17 protein-coding genes and 1 tRNA gene are annotated in these 21,795 nt (G+C 71.1%); 10 read left to right on the top strand and 8 right to left on the bottom strand.

All coding sequences use genetic code 11. From position 1 onward, the window contains the following. Window positions 1-3 precede the first annotated feature (3 nt). Window positions 4-1,392: a molybdopterin molybdotransferase MoeA gene (locus AABM36_RS04075; protein WP_423447450.1), complete on the top strand. Its 1,389-nt coding sequence runs from the start codon at window positions 4-6 to the stop codon at window positions 1,390-1,392. A 218-nt stretch (window positions 1,393-1,610) separates the two neighbouring features. Here the strand turns inward: AABM36_RS04075 and AABM36_RS04070 are convergent, their stop codons facing one another. The 4 genes from AABM36_RS04070 to AABM36_RS04055 all read right to left on the bottom strand — a co-directional run bounded on the left by AABM36_RS04070 (window position 1,611) and on the right by AABM36_RS04055 (window position 8,800). Continuing rightward, window positions 1,611-2,111 (bottom strand): DUF456 domain-containing protein, encoded by a 501-nt coding sequence (locus AABM36_RS04070; RefSeq protein WP_423447448.1) that lies wholly within the window; start codon window positions 2,109-2,111, stop codon window positions 1,611-1,613. 261 nt (window positions 2,112-2,372) lie between these two features. Next, the gene (locus tag AABM36_RS04065; protein ID WP_423447446.1) at window positions 2,373-7,478 is read right to left on the bottom strand and encodes an NAD-glutamate dehydrogenase; all 5,106 of its coding nucleotides are present in this window, start codon (window positions 7,476-7,478) and stop codon (window positions 2,373-2,375) included. A gap of 222 nt (window positions 7,479-7,700) precedes the next feature. Further along, a complete protein-coding gene (locus AABM36_RS04060) occupies window positions 7,701-8,246 on the bottom strand; it encodes a histidine phosphatase family protein (RefSeq protein WP_423447445.1) in 546 nt (181 codons plus the stop codon). 104 nt (window positions 8,247-8,350) lie between these two features. Beyond that, window positions 8,351-8,800: a YsnF/AvaK domain-containing protein gene (locus AABM36_RS04055; protein WP_406925412.1), complete on the bottom strand. Its 450-nt coding sequence runs from the start codon at window positions 8,798-8,800 to the stop codon at window positions 8,351-8,353. A gap of 105 nt (window positions 8,801-8,905) precedes the next feature. Between AABM36_RS04055 and AABM36_RS04050 the strand changes: the two genes are divergently transcribed. The 3 genes from AABM36_RS04050 (at window position 8,906) to AABM36_RS04040 (ending at window position 11,302) form a co-directional block, all read left to right on the top strand. Beyond that, entirely contained in the window at window positions 8,906-9,541 is a 636-nt protein-coding gene (locus tag AABM36_RS04050) for a tetratricopeptide repeat protein (RefSeq protein WP_406925413.1), read from the top strand. Beyond that, window positions 9,538-10,614 (top strand): aldo/keto reductase, encoded by a 1,077-nt coding sequence (locus AABM36_RS04045; protein WP_406925414.1) that lies wholly within the window; start codon window positions 9,538-9,540, stop codon window positions 10,612-10,614. The genes AABM36_RS04050 and AABM36_RS04045 overlap by 4 nt, the downstream gene beginning before the upstream one ends. Window positions 10,615-10,750: 136 nt before the next feature. Beyond that, window positions 10,751-11,302, top strand: a complete 552-nt coding sequence (locus tag AABM36_RS04040) for a DUF2617 family protein (RefSeq protein ID WP_406925415.1) — start codon at window positions 10,751-10,753, stop codon at window positions 11,300-11,302. 21 nt (window positions 11,303-11,323) lie between these two features. On the opposite strand, the gene AABM36_RS04035 is transcribed toward AABM36_RS04040, so the two are convergent. Further along, window positions 11,324-11,800 carry an acyl-CoA thioesterase gene (locus tag AABM36_RS04035; RefSeq protein WP_406925416.1) on the bottom strand — a complete coding sequence of 159 codons (477 nt, stop codon included), beginning with the start codon at window positions 11,798-11,800 and terminating at the stop codon, window positions 11,324-11,326. A gap of 117 nt (window positions 11,801-11,917) precedes the next feature. Here AABM36_RS04035 and AABM36_RS04030 point away from each other — a divergent pair, with 117 nt between their 5' ends. From AABM36_RS04030 to AABM36_RS04020, 3 genes are all read left to right on the top strand, one after another. Further along, entirely contained in the window at window positions 11,918-12,556 is a 639-nt protein-coding gene (locus AABM36_RS04030) for a YdcF family protein (protein ID WP_406925417.1), read from the top strand. Window positions 12,557-12,854: 298 nt separating this feature from the next. Beyond that, complete coding sequence (locus tag AABM36_RS04025) at window positions 12,855-13,769, top strand: metal-dependent hydrolase (RefSeq protein WP_423447906.1); 915 nt, start codon at window positions 12,855-12,857, stop codon at window positions 13,767-13,769. A 174-nt stretch (window positions 13,770-13,943) separates the two neighbouring features. Then, window positions 13,944-14,027, top strand: a tRNA-Leu gene (locus AABM36_RS04020). A gap of 44 nt (window positions 14,028-14,071) precedes the next feature. Here the strand turns inward: AABM36_RS04020 and AABM36_RS04015 are convergent. Further along, window positions 14,072-14,548: an Lrp/AsnC family transcriptional regulator gene (locus AABM36_RS04015; protein ID WP_423447442.1), complete on the bottom strand. Its 477-nt coding sequence runs from the start codon at window positions 14,546-14,548 to the stop codon at window positions 14,072-14,074. 188 nt (window positions 14,549-14,736) lie between these two features. Here AABM36_RS04015 and hisC point away from each other — a divergent pair, with 188 nt between their 5' ends. The 3 genes from hisC to AABM36_RS04000 are packed head-to-tail and all read left to right on the top strand — an operon-like array spanning window position 14,737 to window position 19,005. Further along, on the top strand, window positions 14,737-15,870 hold the full coding sequence (gene hisC / locus AABM36_RS04010) for a histidinol-phosphate transaminase (protein ID WP_423447440.1): 1,134 nt from the start codon (window positions 14,737-14,739) through the stop codon (window positions 15,868-15,870). 5 nt (window positions 15,871-15,875) lie between these two features. Then, window positions 15,876-17,312, top strand: a complete 1,437-nt coding sequence (locus tag AABM36_RS04005) for an amino acid permease (RefSeq protein ID WP_406018920.1) — start codon at window positions 15,876-15,878, stop codon at window positions 17,310-17,312. A 10-nt stretch (window positions 17,313-17,322) separates the two neighbouring features. After that, on the top strand, window positions 17,323-19,005 hold the full coding sequence (locus AABM36_RS04000; RefSeq protein ID WP_423447438.1) for a thiamine pyrophosphate-dependent enzyme: 1,683 nt from the start codon (window positions 17,323-17,325) through the stop codon (window positions 19,003-19,005). A gap of 44 nt (window positions 19,006-19,049) precedes the next feature. Here AABM36_RS04000 and AABM36_RS03995 read toward each other — a convergent pair whose 3' ends face one another. Together AABM36_RS03995 and AABM36_RS03990 are read right to left on the bottom strand one after the other, a co-directional pair. Next, entirely contained in the window at window positions 19,050-20,435 is a 1,386-nt protein-coding gene (locus AABM36_RS03995; protein WP_423447436.1) for a hypothetical protein, read from the bottom strand. Window positions 20,436-20,671: 236 nt separating this feature from the next. After that, window positions 20,672-21,757 carry a DUF808 domain-containing protein gene (locus AABM36_RS03990; RefSeq protein WP_423447434.1) on the bottom strand — a complete coding sequence of 362 codons (1,086 nt, stop codon included), beginning with the start codon at window positions 21,755-21,757 and terminating at the stop codon, window positions 20,672-20,674. Between the last annotated feature and the right edge of the window lie 38 nt (window positions 21,758-21,795).

Below are 21,795 nucleotides of genomic sequence, written 5' to 3'. Positions count from 1 at the left end.
AAGATGCCCGGACTTCCGCACCCGCACGATGCCGCCGCCCACGAGGACCACGAGCAGTCGCAGCACCGCGAGGCCGTCGAACCGACCGTGCACTGGGCGTCCTGGGACGAGGCGCGCCGCATCGCGTACGGCGTTCCCCAGCCGCTGCCCAACATCCTCCTGCCGCTCGCGCAGTGCCTCGAGGAGACCCTCGCGGAGTCCGTGACCGCAGAGATGCCGGTTCCCCACTACGCCACGGCCGCCACGGACGGCTGGGCGGTGTCCGGCGAGGGCCCGTGGCGGGTCCGCACCCCGAAGCCCGCCGAGACCGACGAGCGGCTGTTGCTGACCCTGCCCCCGGACAAGCGCATGCTGGCCGTGGTGGAGCTTCACCCCGGTGACGCCACCCACGTGAACACCGGGGACGCCGTCCCCTACGGAACCACCGCCGTGCTGGAGGCCCACCGCGGTCACGTGGTTCCCGCGGACCCGGCCGCGGAGATCCCCGAGGACACCGAGCACGGGCGCAAGGCCGTGGAGGGCGACACCCTGGAGGACGCCACCCCCGCCGCTGTCCTGGTGAAGAACCAGGACGTCCGCGCCGTGGGTGAGGAGATCCAGCAGGGTGACCTGCTGCTGCGCGCGGGCCGCAAGCTCAACCCGGTGCACCTGGGTCTCGCGGCGAGCGCCGGCCACGACATGCTCCCCGTACGACGCCGCCCGCGCGTCACCGTGCTGCTCGGCTACGCCAACGTGGTGGAGGACGGCATCCCCGGACCCGGTGAGGTGCGCGACTCCCTGGGTCTGCAGCTGCCCGCGGTGCTCCGGGAACTCGGGGCGAACGTGGACCAGGTGCGCCGCGTGGCGGACGGCTGCGAGGGCATGGTCTCCGCCCTCACGGAGTCCCCCATGGGTGCGGGTTCACTGTTGGACGCCCGCGCCGAGATGGTCGTGACCACCGGCGGCACGGGTCACGGGGAGGACGACCACGTCCGTCAGGCCCTCGAGGAGCTGGGTGCCCACCTGATCCTGGACGGTGTGGCGCAGGAACCCGCACACGGCGTGATCCTCGCGAAGCTCCCGGAGGACGGCCCCGTGGTGCTCGCGCTGCCGGGCTCGCCCCTGAGCGCCATGACCGGTCTGCTCACGGTGGGCCACGCGCTGATCGCCGGGGCCACCGGTGAAGGACTGCCCACCACCCGCCGCCTCACGGCCGGACGCGCACTGGACCCGCTGGGCCGCACCCGTGTGATCCCCGCCTACATCCAGGACGGCCGGGTGATCCCCGAGCCCACGGTGGGCCCGGCCATGCTCTCGGGCCTCGCCCACGCGGACGTGCTGCTGGTGGTCCCCGAGGACGGGATGCAGCCGGGCCAGGACATGGAGGCCATCCCGCTGCCCTGGCGGTTGTGAGCCGGTGAGACGGCGCCGGCGGGCACGGATCGTGGAGGCGCTCCGGCCGCGAGCGTGGCACGTGCTGTGGTGTGAAGCAAATGCAGCAGAACGGGCCTCAGCGTGCATTTACTCCACTGGAGAGCACCATGTGATTCCGCTCCGCTGCCGACCTCCTGGGCGCCCGCCGGTCGGGCACCACCGGTAGGGGCGCCGTTGCCGGTCACGCCGTGACGCCGTTACGCCGTCACGAAGTACGTGATCGCCCCCACGATGAACGTCAGGGACGCCAGCAGCGCGCACGTGAGCTCCAGCAGGATCCCCACCCCCATGGCCTTGGCCGCCACCCAGGAACTGGCCAGCGCGGTGTTGAGGTTGCGGTTGCGCACGGTCTCGGAGAGCAGCAGCCCCACCAGGAACCCCACGAACAGGCCCACCACCGGGATCACGAACATCCCGACCACCGCACCCAGCACTCCGAAGAGCAGCGTGCGGTTGGGGATGGCCCGGCGCTTGAGCTTGCTGCCGGTGAGCACCAAGCTGGAGGACAGCCCCGCGATCAGCAGGGTCCCGCCCAGGGCCAGCACTACCCACCCCTCGGGTGAGTTCACCACGAAGGCCCAGATCACCAGCCCGATCAGCGCCAGGATGGATCCCGGCAGGATGGGGATCACGATTCCCACGCAGCCCACGATGATGAGGGCGACGGTCACGATGGTGGCGATGATGTCTGCGGTCACCGCCCCATCGTACGGTGGCGGCCCCGCGGACGATGGCGCTCCCGCACCTGGGCGGTGAGGTCCGGCCCCCGCCGCTCGCCTGCCCACCGGGCCACTTCCCCGGCTGCCCGCGCTCCGGACGTCCGCACTGCTCGGGCGCCAGGACCGGTCGGACGCCAGGTCCGGTCGGGCGCACGATCGCGCCCCCGCCGCCCGGCACCTGGGGTGCGTGGGCCACGGGGGCGCGGTGCGGCGTCGTCGGGCGGGCCGACGGCGTGCGGATCAGTCCACGAGCGCCCCGCGCAGGGTGCGCAGCGCCACGGACAGCGCGGCGAGCTCGGCGCCGGCGTCGTCCGACTCGGACATGGACTCGATCTCGTCCAGGACCTCGCGCAGCCGCTCGAGCCGGTCCGCGTTCTCCTGCTCCCAGGCCTGCACCTTCTGCTGGGCGTCCTCACCCGGGGACTCGAGCGCCTGCGCGGCGAGCGCGACGAGCGTGGAGTACAGGTCCTCGCGCATCGCGATCCGCGCCATGTTCTCCCAGCGGGTGGTCTGCGGCAGGGCGCTGATGCGGTTGAGCAGGTTCTCCAGCCCGTAGCGGTCGAACAGCGAGAAGTAGACGCGCGCGATCATCTGCACGCTCACCCCGTTCTCGTCCGTTCCCTCGGTCAGACCGCGCTCGGAGGACGACGCCGCCGCGCCGGCTCCGCCGCCCGACGTGCCGTCCTGCGCCGGGCCGGTGATGCCCTGCTGCTCGGCGAGCCGTGCCACGTCCAGCAGCGCGAACGCGTCCAGCAGCTCCGCCCACTCGACCGCGAGGTCCCGCGGTACGCCGTGGCGTTCGGCGAGCTCGGCCTCGGTCTGGGTGCGCTCCTCGGACTCCTCGCCCATGAGGTGCTCGGAGCCGAAGCGCAGGGCCACGATGGGGCGGTAGGTGTCCACGAGCTCCTGGATCCCGGTGTCCGTGTCCTGGCGGTGCAGGAACCAGCGGACCACGCGGTCCAGCAGGCGCCGCATGCGCAGCGACATCCGGTTCCAGACCTCCAGGGGCACGTCCGCGCCCAGCTGGGCGTGGCGGGTGGCGTAGCTGTCGAGCTCGAAGATCTCCATGGCCGCGGTGAACGCCCGGGCCACGTCCGCGAGGTCCGAACCGGAGTCGTCCACCACGCGGTACGCGAACGCGATCCCGCCGAAGTTGATGATCTGGTTGGCCACCACGGTGGAGATGATCTCCTTGCGCAGCGGGTGGGTGTCCAGCTCCGCGTCGAAGCGCTCCCGGATCTGCGCCGGGAAGTACTGGGACAGGGTGCGGTGGAACCACGGGTCGTCCGCGAGGTCGCTGTCCACGAGCGCCGCCGTGAGCTGGATCTTGGCGTAAGCCGTGAGCACGGACAGCTCCGGGCCGGTCAGGGGCTGACCCTGGGCGGCGCGCTCGCGCAGCTCGGTGTCCGAGGGCAGGAACTCCAGCTCCCGGTTGAGGTCCGCGGTGTCCTCCAGCCAGTGCATGAGCCGGATGAACATCTCCGTGAAGGAGACCCCGCGGGCGCGCTCGGTGGTGAGCAGCACGTTCTGCGCCACGTTGGTGCGCAGCACCAGCTCCGCCACCTCGTCCGTCATGGACTCGATGAACTCCGCACGCTCCTCCGTGGAGAGCAGCCCGGCCTGGACCATGCCGTCCACGAGGATCTTGATGTTCACCTCACGGTCGGAGGACTCCACGCCGCCGGAGTTGTCGATCGCGTCCGTGTTGACCAGGATCCCGTTCAGAGCGGCCTCGATGCGCCCGAGCTGGGTGGCGCCCAGGTTGCCGCCCTCGCCGATCACCTTGACGCGCAGGTCCTCGCCGTTCACACGGATCGCGTCGTTGGCCTTGTCCCCGACCTCCTGGTGGGTCTCGGAGGAGGCCTTCACGTAGGTGCCGATGCCGCCGTTGTAGAGCAGGTCCGCCGGTGCGAGCAGGATGCGGCGCACGAGCTCCTGCGGGCTGAGCGACTCCACGTCGTCCTCGATGCCCAGCGCCTCGCGCACCTGCGGGGTGAGCGGGATGGACTTCTCGCGGCGCGAGTACACGCCGCCGCCCTCGGAGATCACGCTGCGGTCGAAGTCCTGCCACGAGGTGCGCCCGGCGTTGAACAGCCGCTCGCGCTCCTTGTAGGAGGCCGCGGCGTCCGGGGTGGGGTCCAGGAAGATGTCCCGGTGGTCGAACGCGGCCAGCAGGTGGATGTGCTCTGAGAGCAGCATCCCGTTGCCGAACACGTCGCCGGACATGTCCCCCACACCCACCACGGTGAACGCCTCGGACTGGGTGTCCACGCCGAGCTCGAAGAAGTGGCGCTTCACGGACTCCCACGCACCGCGGGCCGTGATGCCCATGGCCTTGTGGTCGTAGCCCACGGAGCCGCCGGACGCGAACGCGTCCCCGAGCCAGAATCCGCGCTCCAGGGAGATCGCGTTCGCGGTGTCGGAGAACGCCGCGGTGCCCTTGTCCGCGGCGACCACCAGGTAGGAGTCGTCGCCGTCGCGGCGCACCACGTTCTCGGGGTGCACCACGGTGTCCCCGGCCTCACCGGAGGTCTCCGCGGAACCGCTCGCCCCGCCCTCGGCACCCGGGGTCGCATCCCCGCGGGACGACGACGCCGTGCCCTCCCCGGTCTCGGACTGGGCTCCGGTCTCCGCTTCGCGCACGATGTTGTCGGTGACGTCCAGCAGGGACGCGATGAAGAGCTTGTACGCCTCGCGCCCCTCGGTCAGCCAGCCCTCACGGTCCGTGGAGGGGTCGGGCAGCTGCTTGGGGAAGAACCCGCCCTTCGCACCCGTGGGCACGATGACCGCGTTCTTGACCATCTGCGCCTTGACCAGGCCCAGCACCTCGGTGCGGAAGTCCTCGCGGCGGTCGGACCAGCGCAGACCACCGCGGGCCACCTGACCGAAGCGCAGGTGCGTGCCCTCCACGCGCGGGGACCACACCCAGATCTCGAATGCGGGGCGGGGCTGCGGTGCCGCGGGGATGGCCGCGGGGTCCAGCTTGAACGCCATGGTGGGCCGGTTCTGGAACACGTTGGTGCGCAGGGTGGCCGTGACCACGTCCGCGAGCGCCCGGAACAGCCGGTCCGCGTCCAGGCTGGGAACGCTCTCCAGCACCTCGGCCAGCCGCTGGAGGGCGCCCTCGCGCGCCTGGCCGCGGGCGGCGTCGTCGTCCGTGAAGCGGGACGGGTCGAAGCTCGCGGAGAACAGCTCGGCGAGCTCGTGCGTGGCCTGCGGGTGGTCCACCAGGGTGTCCGCGATGAACTCGAAGGAGTTGGGGTAGCCCAGCTGCAGCAGGTACCGCACGTAGGCGCGGATCACGGCCACGGTGCGCCAGCCCATGCGCTCGGTGAGCACCAGGCGGTCCATGCTGTCGGACTCGGAGCGGTTGGAGAGCACCGCGCACAGGGTGTCCTCGATGAGGTCCTCCGTTTTGGCATCCTCGGGGCCCTCGGGGTCCACACCCTCGGGCAGCTCCACGCCGAAGTCGTAGAGCTGGAACTCACGGCCGTCCGCGGGGGTCACCGTGTAGGGGCGCTGGTCCAGCACGCGCAGGCCCATGTTGTGCAGCAGGGGCAGCAGCTCGGTGAGGGACAGGGACTGCGTGAGGTAGATGTTCAGCCGGACCTGGCCGTCCTCCGTCTGAGCCACGCGCACCTCGGCGGGCAGGTCCGGGTCGCGGCCCCACAGCTCCTCGCAGCGCTTGAGGTCCTGGATGGCCTCCTCGATCTCGTAGTCCTCGCGGTACGAGCCCGGGAACGCGTCCGCCCACACGGGGCCCAGCGCGCCGGCCTTCTCGTCCTCGAACTCGTGGCCGATCGCGCGGCCCAGGGACTCGGGCCACGAGCGCACCGCGGCGCGCAGGCGGGACTCGAGGTTCTCGTGGTCGAAGTCCCGCACCTCACCCGTGTAGGGCAGCCGGATGCGGAAGAACAGGCGGGCCAGGGAGGAGGAGGTCAGGCGCACCTCGAAGTCGATGGCCTCGGCGTCGAAGACCTCGAACAGCTGGGTCTCGATGCGCTGACGCACCGAGGTGTTGTAGCGGTCCCTGGGCAGGAACACCACGGCGGACATGAACCGCCCGAAGGTGTCCTGGCGCAGGAACAGGCGGGTCTGGCGGCGCTCGTTGAGCCCCAGCACGCCGCCGGCCGTCTCGTAGAGCTTCTCCGCGGACATGTGGAACAGCTCGTCCCGCGGGTAGTCCTCGATGATCCCCATGAGGTCCCGTGCGGAGTGCGAGTCCGGGAGGAAGCCGAAGCGCTCGACCACGCGCTCCACCTTCTCCCGCACGAGCGGTGTCTGCTGCGCGGGCACGGAGTAGGCGTGACGGGAGAACAGGCCCAGGATCAGGTACTCCCCGTCCACGTCCCCGTTCTCGGCGAACGTGCGCACGCCGATGTAGTCCAGGTACTCGCGGCGGTGGATCGAGGAGCGGCGGTTCGCCTTGGTCACGAACACCACCTGGTGGTCGCGGGCGTGCGCGCTGCCCAGGCCCGTGAGCTTCTGTGCGTGGCCCTCGGAGCCCTGCTCCCGCAGCAGCCCCAGGCCCGTGTCCGGGCGGGAGTGCAGCACGGCGTCCTCGCCGTCCGCCTCGAGGTCGTAGCGCTTGATGCCCATGAACACGAAGTTGCCGTCCCGCAACCACTGCAGGAAGTCCTGGGAGGCGCGGACGTCCGACAGTCGGGAGCCGTCCTGGAACGTGAGGTTCTCGAGGGGCGCGAGGGACTCCGCGATCACCCGGGCCTGCTCGTGCATGGCCTCCTGGTCCTCGGCCACCCGGCTCACGTCCGCCACCAGCGACTCGATGTGACGCGCGAGTTCACCGCGTTCCGCCTGGTCCAGGGAGCGGTGCAGCTCCATGCGGATCCACGACTCCACCGCGGTGGACGAGTCACGGCCCCGCGCGGCCGCCCCGGCCAGCTCGTCCGTGATCGGGATGGCCGTGGTGTCGCCGGAGGACACCGCGGAGATGTTGGGGACCTCGTCCAGGGACGTGAGCTCGTGGGAGCCGGCGTCGCGCACGGCCAGCAGCAGCGGGTGCAGCACCAGCTTGGCGCCACCCCAGTTGGCGGCGATCTCCGTGGTCAGCGTGGACACCAGGAACGGCATGTCCGTGGTGACCATGGAGAGCACGGTGACCCCGTGGTCCTCACGGACGTCGATGCACAGCTCGTCGGCCCCGCGGGTGCGGCCCACCTCCCGGTGGGTCTCGGCCCGCTCGGTGAGCACCGACTCCTGGGGGCCCACCAGGTCCGCGTCCGGCGCGGAGCGGTAGTACTCGTTGATCCATGCCCGCGCTCCGCTCCATCGCGGTCGCTGCCACACCGTGGGGATGGCCTGGGTGCTGGCTTGAGGAGAGGTCACTACTGCATCACGCCTTAGCTGTCGTTGAGTCGGGGATCGTAACTCCACGGCGTGGCACGTGACGCCCTGTGGGGCATCTCCGGGCAGGGTCCACCGGAACGCTCTTTCGGAGTCCACGATCCCTGCACCGCCCACGGCCACACTGCCGCATGTCCCACCACCATAGGACCCCGACGGCACGGGGACCAGACACGGCGCGTGTTCGACGGAAGCGTTGCGCGGTCAGCCCGCGGACAGCACCTGCTCCGCGGTGACCGTGAGCACCTGGCCGTTCTCCAGGCTGGGCAGCTCGGTGTCCAGCACCCGGTCCAGGGTGAGCCGGATGAGGGTGCCGTGGGCCACCACCATCACGTCCTGGCCCGGGAAGTCCGCGATGACCGTGCGCAGCACCGAGAGCCCCCGCTGCACCACGTCCTCGGTGGCCTCGCCGTGCTTCTCCATCATGGCGTGGCGCTCGTCGTCGCCCATGCCCGTGCAGTCGTGGCCCTCCACGTCGCCGAAGGCGCGCTCCACGAGGTCCTCGTAGGTGCGGGAAGGTTCCAGCCCGATCTCCCGCCCGATGATCTCCGCGGTCTCCCTGGCGCGCTGCAACGGGGAGGAGACCAGCACGTCCCAGTGCTCACCCGAGGCCGCCAGCTCGCGGCCCACCACGCGGGCCTGCTCGCGGCCGGTGTCATTGAGGGGGATGTCCGAGCGCCCCTGCAGCCGACGCTGCAGGTTCCAGTCGGTCTGGCCGTGGCGGATCAGGGTCAGGGTCGTTTCACTCACCCGTTCAACCTACCCCCGGGTCACGGCGGGCGGAGAGACGACGCCGCGCCCCCGAACGGCGGGGCGCGGCGTCGTTTTACCGGCAGGGGCCGGGAGGGAAGGGCTCAGACGCGGGGCTCGTCCTGGGTCTCGATGTCCACGCGCTCCTTGCGCAGGGTGTCCTCGACGACCTCGGTGCGCTCCACGCGCCGGGCCACGAGACGCACCCGCTGGTAGGGAACGCGCACGGTCTGCACCACGGGCTCGGAGCGGTAGAGGATGACCTCGTCCTCCCCGAGCGGCAGCTCTCGGCCGTCCAGGAACGCCTGGCGCTCCTCGGCCGAGATGGGGGTGCGCACCAGGTCAGGCTCCTCGGAGCCCAGCGTGACCTCCTGGCGCACGGGCTCGGTGACCACGTACTTGCGCAGCCGGGCGCGGCCCGTCTCCGCCTGCTCCCGCTCGATGACCAGTCGCTCCTCGTGACGGATCACGGAGGCGTGGTCCTCGTCGTGGGCTGCTGCTGCGTGGCGGGGAGCGCGCGGGTCCTGCCCCGGCGCGGTGTGCTGTGCTGGCATCCTGACCTCCTGGGAGTGTGTGGGTCCGAGATTATCAGCAGGGTTGCGGCACGGCTCACCGAGTAGCATGGGCTCACCTCGACCCGGCCCCGGGAGGATGAGCTGATGAGTTACTCGGATGACGGAAACGGGTTCTTCACACGAGCCCTGGACGCGGAGGACCGCGGGGACCACACCCTCGCGGAAACCGCCTACCGGCAGGCCATCGAGCTGTTCCAGGAGGCCGGGCCCGCGCACAGGGAGCTCGCGGCGTGCCACTACAACCTGGGGCACATCTACATGGTCATGGACCGGACCGGCAAGGCCGTCACGGAGTACCAGAGCGCGCTGGAGCACTTCTCCCAGCTGGAGGGCAGCGGCAAGCACAAGGCCCGCGCCCACCTCATCCTGGGTTCGCTGCTCGTGGAGACCGGGCAGCTGCGCGCCGCGGAGACCCACCTGCTGGACGCCCTCGGGCAGTACCTGGACGCCCCGCACGAGCCTCGGGACCAGGCGGACTGCTACGTCAACCTCGCGCGCGTCTACCGGGAGACCCGCCGCCACGCGCAGGCCGTGACCGCGTACAACCGGGCCGTGGACTTCTACGAGCAGGACCCCGACTCCTTCCGGGACCGTTCCGACTGCTTCACCGAGCTGGGCGCCCTCCACGAGCGCGCGGGCCAGCTGGACGAGTCCGCCGCCGCGTTCGCGGAGGCCGCCCGGCTGCGGCGCGCCGCGCAGCAGCAGGGCGGCCGCGCGTGAGCCCGTCCCTGGTCTACGGGTGCATGAACCTGGGCGGTTCGTGGGGCCAGGAGCGCATCCCGGCCATCCAGTACGACGCCGCCCGCGAGGCCGTGTACGCCGCGCACCGTTGCGGGTACTCGCTCTTCGACCACGCGGACATCTACATCGGCGGGGACTCCGAGACGGTGTTCGGGCGGATCATCGGCGAGGACGCCGTGCTGCGCCAGGCCGTGCAGGTCCAGACGAAGTGCGGCATCCGGCTCCCCGGGAACACCGCCCCCGCGGGAGCACCCGCCCACTACCGGCTGGACCGGGACGCCGTCCGCTCCTCGCTCGAGGGTTCCCTGCAACGGCTCGGCGTGGACCGCGTGGAGCGGTTCTTCCTGCACCGCCCGGATCCCCTGACGCCACCGGAGGAGACCGCCGCCGCCCTGGACGAGCTGCACCAGGAGGGGCTCATCGGCTCCGTGGGGCTGTCCAACATGACCACGGAGCACGTGGTGCAGCTGCGCCGCCACCTGCGCGCACCCGTCACGGCCGTGCAGATGCAGCTGAGCCTGGCCCACCGGGACCTCGTGGAGGCCCAGGTGCTGGCCAACCACCCGGACGGGGCTGCCGTGTCCTTCCCCCGCGGCCTGCCGGAGCTGTGCGCCGCGGAGGGCATCGAGATCCAGGCGTGGGGTGCGCTGGCCGGCGGCGTCTACTCCGGCGCCGCCCCTCCCCGGGACCCCGCCGCGGCCCACGGCCCATCGGGCCCGGGTGAGGCGGGCGGACGGGACCGCACGGCCGCCGACGCCGCGGGGGAACCGGACCGTGCGGCGTCGTCCGCCGGTGCCGAGGGCCTCCCCGACACGCCGGAGGAGCGCACGAGCGCCCTGGTCGCCCGACTCGCCGAGCGCTGGGAAGTTCCTGCGGAGGCCGTGGTGGTCGGCTGGCTGCTGCGCCTGCCCCACGGCATCCGCCCCGTGGTGGGGACGCTGAATCCGCGGCGGATCGCGGCCTGTGCGCAGGCTCCCCGTGCGGCGCAGCTCATGACGCACGAGGACTGGTACGCCCTGTGGACCGCGGCTCGCGGACGACCGTTGCCGTAGCCCCACCGCCCGGATGCGGGCCTCTTGTCACCGAACAGTGACCATTCGGTGCTTGCCTGTCCCCCGAGCCGGGGATATTTTCAATCGTGAAGTAGGCGCGGCGGGCTGCCGCGCGGCCGACAGGAAGATGGCAAGCATGGAGCATGACTGGCTCACCCGAGTGCCCGGGCACGTCGTGTGCCGCCCGGACCAGTTCGGCTACCGCACGGATCTCCCGGTGCTCGACGCCCCCGCGGGCCGCCGCCTCCGGGTGGACGAGCTCACGGACGTGGAGCTGCGCGTGGGATCCGGGCACCACCAGTTCGTCATCACCCACGCGGGGCGGACCTGGGTGGAGACGGTGGGGGTCTTCGAGGACGGCGCCGCCGAGCTGCCCATCCTGCGCGACATCTCGCACCCCTCCCCCTTCGCCTCCCACGTGGAGGTGGGCTGCACCGTCACGGAGCACTCCGCCCGCGGACTGCGCAAGGAGCTCGCGCGGATCCGGACCACGCTGGAGAGCGCACCCCTGGCGGTCTGCGTCCAGGACCCGGAGGAGCCCGCCGCCATCACGGCCGCCACGTGCCACGTGGACCGGGAGTCCCACGCCCTGCTGTGGTGGACGTGGCGCGTGCTGCCCGAGCACGGCGCGGTCCTGCGCACGCGCGCCGAGCTGCAGTTCGCCACAGCCCCGGGCGTCGCAGCCTGAACCCTGCGCGCCCGTCCGGCCTCAGAACGGCGACGGCGCGGTGTGCGGGGCGAGCACGTCCCGCTGCTCACGGGTGAGGCGCAGCACCGTGCGGGTCTCCGGCAGGTAGAACGCCAGCTGGGTCTGCGCGCGCACGCACGGGGAGCCGTCCGCGGAGTCCAGGATCTCGAACCCCAGCTCCAGGGTGGCGGCCTTCGCCGAGACCACCCACACGCGCACGTCCACCGGCTCGTTGCGGTACTCCAGGGGCCGCAGGTACTTCACCCGGTGCTCCGCGATCAGGGCCTGGGTCCCCTCCGGCAGCACCGAGAACAGCGGGATCCTGGGCGGGACCACCTGCTCCCCCGTGCCCACGGGAACGCCGAAGGCCGCGATCCGCGCCTCTTCCAGCACACGGATGACCTCCACGTTGTTGACGTGGCCGTACGGATCCATGTCCCCCCAGCGGAGGGGAACCGGGCAGGTCACGGCGCGTTCGAGATGTTCATTCGATCGCATGTGCTGACTCCTTGCTGGGTGTTTGGCCGTCCGGGCGCGGATCCACAGGTCACCACACCGCCGAGTGAGATGATATCGGCGACGTCCCGCCGAGCTGTCTCCAGCGAGAGGAACCCCGTGGCCCCGAAACCCTCCGGGCATCCCCCTGCGCTCAGGCGGAAGTGGCCCCTCGTGGTGCTGATCGCCCTGGCGATCCTCGTGAGCCTGTGGCTCGCGGTGTGCCACGCCGTCCTCGACAGTCCGGACGTGGACCCGCCCCGGACCTCGGACGCCGTGTTCGTGCTGGGCCCGCCGGACCCCACCCGCATGGCGTACGCGGAGGACCTCGTGTACAACCAGCACATCGCGGACACCCTGGTGATCTCCGCCCCGGACCCGCTGCCGTACGAATCGCCCGAGGCGGTGGCCTACTACAACGCCCGCTCGTTCTGCGAACCCCGTGACGGCGTGGAGGTGCTGTGCTTCAAACCCGACCCCTCCACCACGCAGGGAGAGGCCATGAAGCTGCAGGAGCTCGCGGAGGAGCGCGGGTGGGACACCGTCACCGCCGTGACGTTTACCCAGCACGTCTCCCGCTCCCGGCTGATCCTGGAACGCTGCTACTCCGGCGAACTGCGGATGTCCGCCGTGGACTTGCAGCTCTCGGGCAGGAGCCTGTTCAACCAGTACATCCACCAGAGCGCCGGGTACGTGAAGGCCTGGCTCACCCCGGGGTGCGACCAGCAGCTGCCCTGGACGCCCAAGTCCGGGGACTGAACGGGACCGCGCCGGTCCGACCTCGTGGCCCCGGCCCGGGTCGTTGCCACCGGAGACTGTGAAGGTCGCGCAACACGCGCCCCGCTCACGGGGACGCCGGCCCGCCCCGCGGGGAGACCGGCCCGCCCCGCGGGGACACCGGGCGCGCTCTGTCCGCGAGCGGCGTCGCCCCACGCAGACTCGCCCAGGGCGCAGTGTCGACGGCGCTTATGCGGGTCGGAAACCGTTCCTAACCTGGGGTTTCTCCTCTTCCCCGAGGTCTGGAAAGGACCGCCCCCATGCCCAGGACCGCCCCGTGATGGGCCCCAGCCACGCCGCGTGCGGTGCCGCCGCGTGGGTGGCACTGACCGGCACCTACACCGTGGATCTCGCGGACGTCTCCTTCCCCGTGGGCCTCGGCCTCATGCCCGTGGGCGATCCCGGGGTGGTCACCGGCGCGCTGATCTGCGCGGGGGCCGCCCTGCTGCCGGACCTCGACCACCCGGGCGGGACCGTTGCCCGGTCCCTGCCCCCGGTCTCGCGCTGGCTGGCACGGGGCCTGAGCAGACTCGCCGGCGGGCACCGCCGCGGCACGCACTCCCTCCTGGGGCTGCTCGCGATCATGGTGCTCGCCGAGCTCTCCCAGCGCGCCTCCGTCCCGGTGGGCGATGCCCTGCGGTGGAACGGCACGGAGTCCGCGGCGGACACGGCAGGCGGTGCGGCCACCGGTGCCGCGGTGTCCGGCGGGCTGGGGCCGGGTTCTGTGGGGTCGGGCGCGGTCGGTGACGCGGCGGCGTCGTTGCCCGGGCAGGTGTGGCCGCTGGCCGCAGTGCTGTCCGTGCTGCTGATCGCCTGTGCGGTCAAGGTGCTGGCCTTCGTCCCGGACCGGCTCTCCCACGCCAACTGGGTGGTGGGCATCCTGCTCGGGGCGTTCGTGGCCGCGCACCCCCCGGAGCATCCGCACTGGTTCGTGGTGGCCGTGGGGCTCGGGTGCGCCGTGCACATGGCCGGCGACCTGCTGACCACCCAGGGCATCCACCTGTTGTGGCCGCTGCGCCTCCCCCTTCCGCTGCCCCCCTCCCTCTACCGCCGGCGCTCGTTCGTGCGCCTCCCCCTGCTGGGCAACGCCGGATCCGGACGGGAGATCCTGCTGCTGGTGCCCGTCACCCTCTATGCCGTCGCGGGGCTGCTCTGCGCCGCCATCGCGTGGACGGGACTCACGGTCAGCATGTGAGGGAGCGCGACGCCGCGGCGCGGGTCGCGGGCGGCGTCGGCCCCGTCTTCGAGCACTCCACGACGCGCTGGTCCGTGGCGCACCCCGCCTCCCGGGGCCACGATTCGCCAACCCGGGCAGGGTGGGGTAGGCTTTTCGACGTTGCTCACGGGCGTACGCCGAGTGGGACAACGAGCGCGAGTGGCGGAATAGGCAGACGCGCACGGTTCAGGTCCGTGTGCCCGAGAGGGCGTGGGGGTTCAACTCCCCCCTCGCGCACCGCAGGAGACCCCGTTCGACCGAGAGGTCGGACGGGGTCTTTCTCATGCCCCGGCACCGCCCACCTGCGCGAACAGCGGCAGCACCCGGTTCTGGAAGTGGGTCTGCAGCACCACCACGCTGCGGGTCCGGTTCACGGCTCCGGTCCGGGCGATCGAGTCGATGACCCGTTGCAGGTCGTCGTTGGAGCGGGCCACCACGCGGACCATCACGTCGTGGTCCCCCGAGACCGTGTACATCTCGATCACCTCGGGGATCTCGCGCAGCGCCTCCCCCACGGGAACGTGGCCCACCCCCTGGCTGATCTCGATGGAGACGATCGCCATCACGGGGTAGCCGAACCGCGCCGGGTTCAGAGTGGGTGCCACGTCCTGGATCACGCCCGCGGCCTTGAGCTTGTCCAGGCGGGACTGCACGGTGGGGCGGGCCACTCCCAGCGCGCGCGACGCCGCGAGCACCCCGATCCCGGAGTCCTCGCTGAACAGCTGCACGATCCGGACGTCGAGCTCGTCGATCTTCATATCCGATTCCCCTGCCTGAGTGCCGACTGAGTGCCAGCGCGAACGCGTTGCACATGACATATTGTGCAGTGATCACCGGCACACACGCTGAGAACTGCACATTGTGCTCACTCCGGACTGCCCCGGTTGTGCGCCCCCATGGGCTATGTCACCGTGACTGCCACCACAGATCCCGCAAGGAGTCCTTCGTGTCCCATCATGCTTCCGAAGACGCGGCCCGATCCGCCGTGTCCCTGCGTTCCGCCCTGCAGTCGCTTCCTCCCTACAAGCCGGGGAAGTCCGCGGCCTCGTCCGACGTCATCACGTACAAGCTGTCCTCGAACGAGAACCCGTACCCGCCCCTGCCCTCCGTCCTGGACGCGGTCAACCAGATGTCCCCGGAGATGAACCTCTACCCGGACATGACCTGCCAGGCGGTCACGGAAGCCGTGGCGAGCCACTGGGGTGTGGAGCCGTCCTCCGTGAGCTTCGGCAGCGGTTCCGTGGAGGTCGCCTCCCAGATCATCCGCGCCGTGTGCGAGGAGGGCGACGAGGTCGTCTTCGCGTGGCGCTCCTTCGAGGCGTACCCGATCCTCACGGGGCTCGCGGGCGCCAAGGCCGTGCACGTGCCGCTGGACGAGAACGAGCGCCACGACCTCCCGGCCATGGCCGCGGCCGTCACCGAGCGCACCAAGGTGATCCTGGTCTGCACGCCCAACAACCCCACCGGAACCTCCGTGACCGCTGACGAGCTCCACGAGTTCATGAAGCAGGTCCCCGAGCACGTGCTCGTGGTGGTGGACGAGGCCTACGTGCACTTCAACGTGGACCCGGACGCCGCCCGCGGCATCGACTTCTTCCGCGCCTACCCGAACGTGGTGGTCCTCCACACGTTCTCCAAGGCGTACGGGCTGGCCGGTCTGCGCATCGGCTACGCGATCTCCCCGGACTACATCAGCGCCGCACTGCGGGCGGTGGCCATCCCCTTCGGAGTCACCAACCTGGCGCAGCAGGCGGCCCTGGCCAGCCTCGCCGCCGAGTCCGAGGTCGAGGAGCGCATCACCGCCCTCGTGGAGCAGCGCGACCACGTGCACCAGCAGCTCACGGAGCAGGGCTGGGACGTCGTCGAGTCGCAGGCGAACTTCGTGTGGCTGCGCACCGGTGAGCACACCGCGGCCGCGGAGGAGATTTTCACCCGGCACGGCGTGATCGTGCGCGCCTTCGGAGACGAGGGCATCCGCGTGAGCATCGGCTCCCCCGCCGGCAACCAGGCCTTCCTGGTGGCGGCAGAGGAAGTCCGCGCCCATCTCGACGGCACCGCGACCTCCCGGAACGAGGGCTGAACCCCATGAGCACCACCACCCCGCAGAGTCCCGGGCCCGCCCCGGACGCCTCCACCAAGACCGTCCGCGGCCTCAAGCCCCGCCAGCTGACCATGATGGGACTGGGCGGCGCGATCGGCGCGGGCCTGTTCCTGGGCAGCGGCAAGGGCGTGGCCGTGGCAGGGCCTGCCATCCTCGTCTCCTACGTGGTGGCCGGCGCCCTCGTGGTGCTGATCATGTGGATGATCGGTGAGCTCTCCGCCGCGAACCCCACGAGCGGCGCCTTCTCCACCCACGCACAGAACGCCTTCGGCCCCGTGGCCGGGTACACCGTGGGGTGGCTGTACTGGGTGCAGCTCGCGGTCGTGACCGCCGCCGAGGCCAACGGCGCCGCCACGATCCTCACGGGCATCCTGGGGGACTCCGTGGCAGGGATAGGCGTGCCACCCACATGGGTGCTGAGCCTGATCTTCATGGCGATCTTCACCGTGATCAACATGTTCGCCGTGAGCAAGTACGGCGAGTTCGAGTTCTGGTTCGCGTTCCTCAAGGTGGGCGTGATCCTGGCGTTCCTGGTGGTCGGCTTCCTGCTGATCTTCGGTGTGATCCCCGGGCACGACGGCGGCCTGTCCAACTTCCAGGACTTCGCCCCCACCGGGATCGCCGGCGTGGGTGCGGGCCTGCTGATCGTGATCTTCTCCTTCGGCGGCACCGAGATCGTGGCGATCGCCGCGGGTGAGACCGCGGACCCGCAGAAGAGCGTGGCCACGGCCATCCGCACCGTGGCGTGGCGCATCGTGCTGTTCTACATCGGCTCGGTGTTCATCATCGTCGCGATCCTGCCGCCCTCCCAGGCGGATCCGCCCGAGGGCCCCTTCGCCGCGGTGCTCAACGTCGCCGGGCTGCCGGCAGCGGGCAGCATCATGGCACTGATCGCCGTGTTCGCCCTGCTCAGTGCGCTCAACGCCAACATTTATGCCGCGTCACGCATGATGCACTCCCTGGCCCAGCGCAACTACGCCCCGGCCGCGATCAAGCGCACCGCGCACAACAGCGTGCCGCGCCGCGCCGTGTTGCTCACCGTGTCCTTCGGGTTCGTGGCGAGCATCCTGGAGGCGCTGTTCCCGGGCAAGGTGCTGGACACGCTGCTGGCGATCGTGGGCTCCACGATCATCATCATCTGGATCTCCGTGGCCGCCTCGCAGATCACCCTGCGCCACCGCCGCGAGCGGGAGAACCCCGGGGTGCGTGCCACCACGTACACCATGCCGCTCTTCCCGTTCCTGTCCTACCTCACGGTGGCCATGCTCGTGCTGATCGTGGTGGTCACCATGTTCGACCCCGCCAGCCGCAACCAGCTGCTGCTCACGGTCACCGCCACCGCGCTGATCGCGCTGACGGGCGTGTTCGTGACCCGTCGCTCCGAGCACACCGGCGCGGAGCACGCGGACCTCGGCGAGTAGGAGCGAACCCATGAGCACGCACGACGACGCCGCCGCCCACGATTCCGACGAGTCCCGCGAGACGACCGCCGGTCGAGCCGCGGTGGCGGGGTTGCGGGAGCACGGCGTGGACACCGTGTTCGGCATCCCCGGTGTGCAGACCTACGAGCTGTTCGAGGCCCTGCGCGAGGAACCGGGCATCGAGGTCATCGCCACGCGCCACGAACAGGCGAGCGCCTACATGGCGCTGGGCTACGCCCAGTCCACCGGGCGCCCGGGCGTGTTCAGCGTGGTACCCGGACCGGGCGTGCTCAATGCCGGCGCGGGCATGCTGACCTCGCTCGCGACGAGCACACCCACCGTGTGCCTCACGAGCGAGATCCCCACCGAGTTCATCGGCAGGGGGATGGGCCACCTGCACGAGATGCCGGACCAGCAGGCCACGGTCGCCTCGTTCACCACGTCCGCGAGCACCGTGACCGACCCCGCCGAGGTGCCCGCGGCGGTGGCCGAGGCGTTCGCACAGGCGACCGGCGGGCGGCCCGGACCGAGCGTCGTCGCCATCCCGTGGGACGTGCTCACGCAGAAGGCGGGCATGGAGAGCGTGGTGGCGCCCCCTGTGTCCGCTCCGGCGGCGGACGCGGGCGAGGTGGCCCGCGCCGCAGAGCTGCTGCGCTCCGCCCGCAACCCCATGATCATGGTGGGCAGCGGCGCCCGGCACGCGGGTACGGAGATCCTGGCCCTGGCCGAGAAGCTGCAGGCCCCCGTGGTCTCCCTGCGGGGTGGTCGGGGGATCGTTTCCGACGAGCACCCGCTGGGGTTCACGAGCGCCCAGGGCTTCGAGCGCTGGGCGGACACGGACGTGCTGCTCGGCATCGGCACCCGGCAGGAGCTCGTGTGGTTCCGCTGGCCGGACACCCCCGAGGGGCTGCGCACCGTCAACGTGGACATCGACCCGGCCCAGCAGGAGCGGCTCACGCCGGACGTCCCGCTCACCGGGGACGCACGGGCGGTCACCGCCCAGCTGCTCGAAGCTCTCAGGGACATGCCCGGACGGGCATCCCGCACCGCCGAGTTCGAGAGGGTCAAGGAGGGCGTCCGGGCCGAGATCGCACAGCTGCAGCCCCACAGCGACTATCTGGCCGCCATCCGCGAGACGCTCCCCCGGGACGGCTACTTCGTGGAAGAGGTCTCGCAGATCGGCTTCGCGTCCATCTTCGCCCTGGAGGTCTACGAGCCCCGCCACTTCATCAACAGCGGCTACCAGGGCAACCTGGGCTACGGCTTCCAGACGGCGCTGGGGGTCCAGGCCGCGCACCGGGACAGCGTGGTGGTCTCCGTGACCGGGGACGGCGGTTTCCTCTACGGCGTTCAGGAGCTCGCCACCGCCGTGCAGCACGGGCTGAACCTCATCACGGTGGTGTTCGACAACAAGGCCTTCGGCAACGTCCAGGCGGACCAGGTGCGGATCTACGGCCACGGCTCCGCCACCGAGCTGGCCAACCCGGACTTCGTGGCCCTCGCGGAGTCCTTCGGCGCCCTGGGTCTGCGCGCCACGTCCCCGGAGGAGCTGCGCACGGCCATGCGGGAGGCGATCGCGGCCCGGCGCCCCACGGTGATCGAGGTGCCCATGCCGCTGTCCCTCGAGCAGAGCCCGTGGAAGTTCCTCATGCCCGCGAGCCGGGCCGCGGCCGCGGAGCCGGACCGTCCCTGAGCGCGCGGCAGCGGTGAGCACAGCGGGGCACGACGCCGCCGTGCTCAGCCCCGCGCGACCGTCACCTTCCCCGTGGCGCGGTGCCACGTGGCGGTGTACCCGTTGGAGAACTTCTGCGCCATGCCCCCTGACACCGCGTACTCGTCCGTGACGGGATAGCCCCAGCCGTGCTCGTGTCCCGCCGTGGACCACGCCGAGCCGATGCCCCCGCTGAGCTTGACCACGTGCGTTCCTCCGCGGGGTGAGTACATGGCACGGAACCGGGCGCTTCCCTGGTGGAAGTCCTGGTACGCCCCACCGGGCAGGGCCCGCTCCGCCATCACGGGGTAGCCCCACGCGCGTTCCAGCCCGGCGGCCCGGTACGCGTTGCCGATGCCGGTCCCCCACTTCACGGGGTGCGCCCCGGTCTGCGAGCTCCAGTAGTAGGTGCAGTTGGCCGTGAAGCCCTGGTAGACCCCGCCCCGGTGGCCGGTGGGCTTCTCGGGGGAGGTGGGCTGCCCGTAGCGCGCCGCCCCGCCGGTGGCCAGGTAGTCGGTCTTGATGGCGCCCTTCAACCAGGACGAGGTCTGTGCGGGTGGGGCCGGGGGCAGTGCCGCGAGGTCGTGGCGCAGCAGCCCCACGATGTCGTACTCCTCGTGGTCGACCCCCGGCAGGGTGGACAGGGAGGTGCGGGTGAACCCGTCCTTCACATAGCGCTTCTGTCCCTTGGTGGCTGCGTTGCGGGCCGACCACGTGGGCGGGTTGGTGCTGCCCGCCACGTCCTCGGACCCCACGTGCCACGTCAGGGGCAGGGAGCGCACCGCTGCCCCTGGGTCGGTCTGCATCCCGTACGAGCCGCCGCCGCCGATGATCGTGGCGCCACCGCCCTTGATCCAGCTCTGCCGGTCCGCGAGCAGCTCGTAGGTGATGAACTCGGCACCGCCCGAGTAGCCGGTGAGCCACACCCGGGAGGCGTCCAGCCCGTACCGGGCCGTGAGGGAGCTCTGCAGGGCCCGGAACCAGTCGCCGTTGGCGTCTGCGTCCTCCCACCACGTGATGCCGTTGCCCTGGGCCTGGCGGTCCGGGGAGATCGGGACCACCAGCACCATGTTCTTCTTCCGGGCCTCCGCGGCCAGGGCCCGCATGTGCGCGCCCCCGGGGTCGTGGACCCAGGACTCGCCGGGCTTGTCGTAGTCGCCGCCCAGGTAGAAGACCGCTCCCACGGCCTTGGAGGGGTCCAGGCCGTCCGCGTAGACGTGGTAGGTGGAGGTCAGCCCGGCCGCGGTGAAGCTCTGGTGGAACGCCGTGGTGGGAGGGGCCGCGCGGGGTGCCTGCACGGCTGCCTGCTGCTTCTCGGGTGGGGCTGCTGCGGCGGCAGAGCCGGCCAGCAGGGTCAGGGTTGCCGCACACAGGGCTGCAGCGGGCATGACGGAAGAACGGGGGAAAGGCATGGGGGGGATGCTCTCTGGGGGGAATGTGCAGTTGTGGCCCCGCCCGGTCAGCTCAGGCCCGGACGGGGCGGTGGCCGGGCGTGCCGGGGCGCAGGTCCGTCCAGTGGTCGATCATGCCATCCCCGGGTGTCCCAGCCGGGCACGACCGCCCCCTGAGGTGCGACGACGCCGTCCCCGACCGCACCCGTGGGGCCCACCGCCGGCCTCCCCAGGGAGGCTGCCGGCCGCCCGTCCGCTCAGTCGCGCGGGGACTGCGCGGCGGTGGAGCCTGCGTGCCCCGCGCCACCCTCGGGAGTCGCCTCGGAACGCGCCGCATCCATCTCGACCCCGCTCATCCCGTCCTGGTGGGACTCCGCGGCCTCTGCCTCCGCGGCCGGGGCGGCGTCGTCGTCGTGCTTCTTGCCGAACGGCAGGACGTGGACGATGCCCACGATGATCGCGCCCCAGATGACGCCGAGGACCAGTGCGCACACCGTCTCCACGAGCCACGCGAGCACGGGACCCACGACGGCCACGTGGTGCACGGCCTCGCTCAGGTGGTGGACGAGCTCCTCCGGGGCGGTGAACCCCAGCTCGGCGGTGCCCACGAGGAGGATGTGCCCGCCGACCCACAGCATGGCGAACATGCCCACGATGGAAATGACGTTGAGGACCGAGGGCATGGCACGCACCAGGAACTCGCCGAAGCGCTGGGACTTCTCCGAGTCCCGCTTGGCCATGGCCAGGCCGATGTCGTCCATCTTCACGATCAGGGCCACGACCCCGTAGACCAGGAACGTGATGAAGATGGCCACCGCGATCAGGATGAGTGTGCGGGCCAGCAGGGGCTCGTTGGCCACCTCGTTGAGGGAGATCACCATGATCTCCGCGCTCAGGATGAGGTCCGTGCGGATGGCGCCCGCGGTGATCTTCTTCTCCGCCTCCGGACCCTGCTCCGCCGCCGGCTTCTTCTCCACGTGCTCCTTGGCGAACAGGTGCTCACCGATGGCCTCCGCACCCTCGAAGCACAGGTAGGTCCCCCCGATCATGAGCAGGGGCGTGAGCAGCAACGGCGCGAACTCGCTGAGGATCAGGGCGATCGGCAGGATGATGAGCAGCTTGTTGCGCAGGGAGCCTATTGTGATCTTCTTGATGATCGGCAGCTCGCGGCTGGGGCTGAGGCCCTCCACGTAGCGGGGGGTCACGGCGGTGTCGTCCACGACGACGCCCGCGGCCTTCGCGCTGGCCCGCCCGGCGGCCCCGGCGATGTCGTCGATGTTCGCGGCCGCCATCTTGGCGAGCGCCGCGACGTCGTCCAGCAGTGCGGCAAGTCCAGCGGACATGCGTGTACCTCTTCCCGTTCACCCAACACACGTGTGCG

The sequence above is a fragment of the Kocuria sp. KSNUG genome, from assembly GCF_049532735.1.
GTDB lineage: Bacteria > Actinomycetota > Actinomycetes > Actinomycetales > Micrococcaceae > Kocuria > Kocuria rhizophila.
This window is presented reverse-complemented; position numbering and strand designations above follow the sequence as displayed.

Excerpts from the sequence above, each read along its gene's own strand:
- AABM36_RS04075 (WP_423447450.1), top strand. The coding sequence starts at position 4 with ATGCCCGGACTTCCGCACCCGCACGATGCCGCCGCCCACGAGGACCAC.
- AABM36_RS04055 (WP_406925412.1), bottom strand. The coding sequence starts at position 8,800 with ATGCCAGCACAGCACACCGCGCCGGGGCAGGACCCGCGCGCTCCCCGC.
- AABM36_RS04050 (WP_406925413.1), top strand. The coding sequence starts at position 8,906 with ATGAGTTACTCGGATGACGGAAACGGGTTCTTCACACGAGCCCTGGAC.
- AABM36_RS04040 (WP_406925415.1), top strand. The coding sequence starts at position 10,751 with ATGGAGCATGACTGGCTCACCCGAGTGCCCGGGCACGTCGTGTGCCGC.
- AABM36_RS04035 (WP_406925416.1), bottom strand. The coding sequence starts at position 11,800 with ATGCGATCGAATGAACATCTCGAACGCGCCGTGACCTGCCCGGTTCCC.
- AABM36_RS04025 (WP_423447906.1), top strand. The coding sequence starts at position 12,855 with ATGGGCCCCAGCCACGCCGCGTGCGGTGCCGCCGCGTGGGTGGCACTG.
- AABM36_RS04015 (WP_423447442.1), bottom strand. The coding sequence starts at position 14,548 with ATGAAGATCGACGAGCTCGACGTCCGGATCGTGCAGCTGTTCAGCGAG.
- AABM36_RS04005 (WP_406018920.1), top strand. The coding sequence starts at position 15,876 with ATGAGCACCACCACCCCGCAGAGTCCCGGGCCCGCCCCGGACGCCTCC.
- AABM36_RS04000 (WP_423447438.1), top strand. The coding sequence starts at position 17,323 with ATGAGCACGCACGACGACGCCGCCGCCCACGATTCCGACGAGTCCCGC.
- AABM36_RS03995 (WP_423447436.1), bottom strand. The coding sequence starts at position 20,435 with ATGCCTTTCCCCCGTTCTTCCGTCATGCCCGCTGCAGCCCTGTGTGCG.
- AABM36_RS03990 (WP_423447434.1), bottom strand. The coding sequence starts at position 21,757 with ATGTCCGCTGGACTTGCCGCACTGCTGGACGACGTCGCGGCGCTCGCC.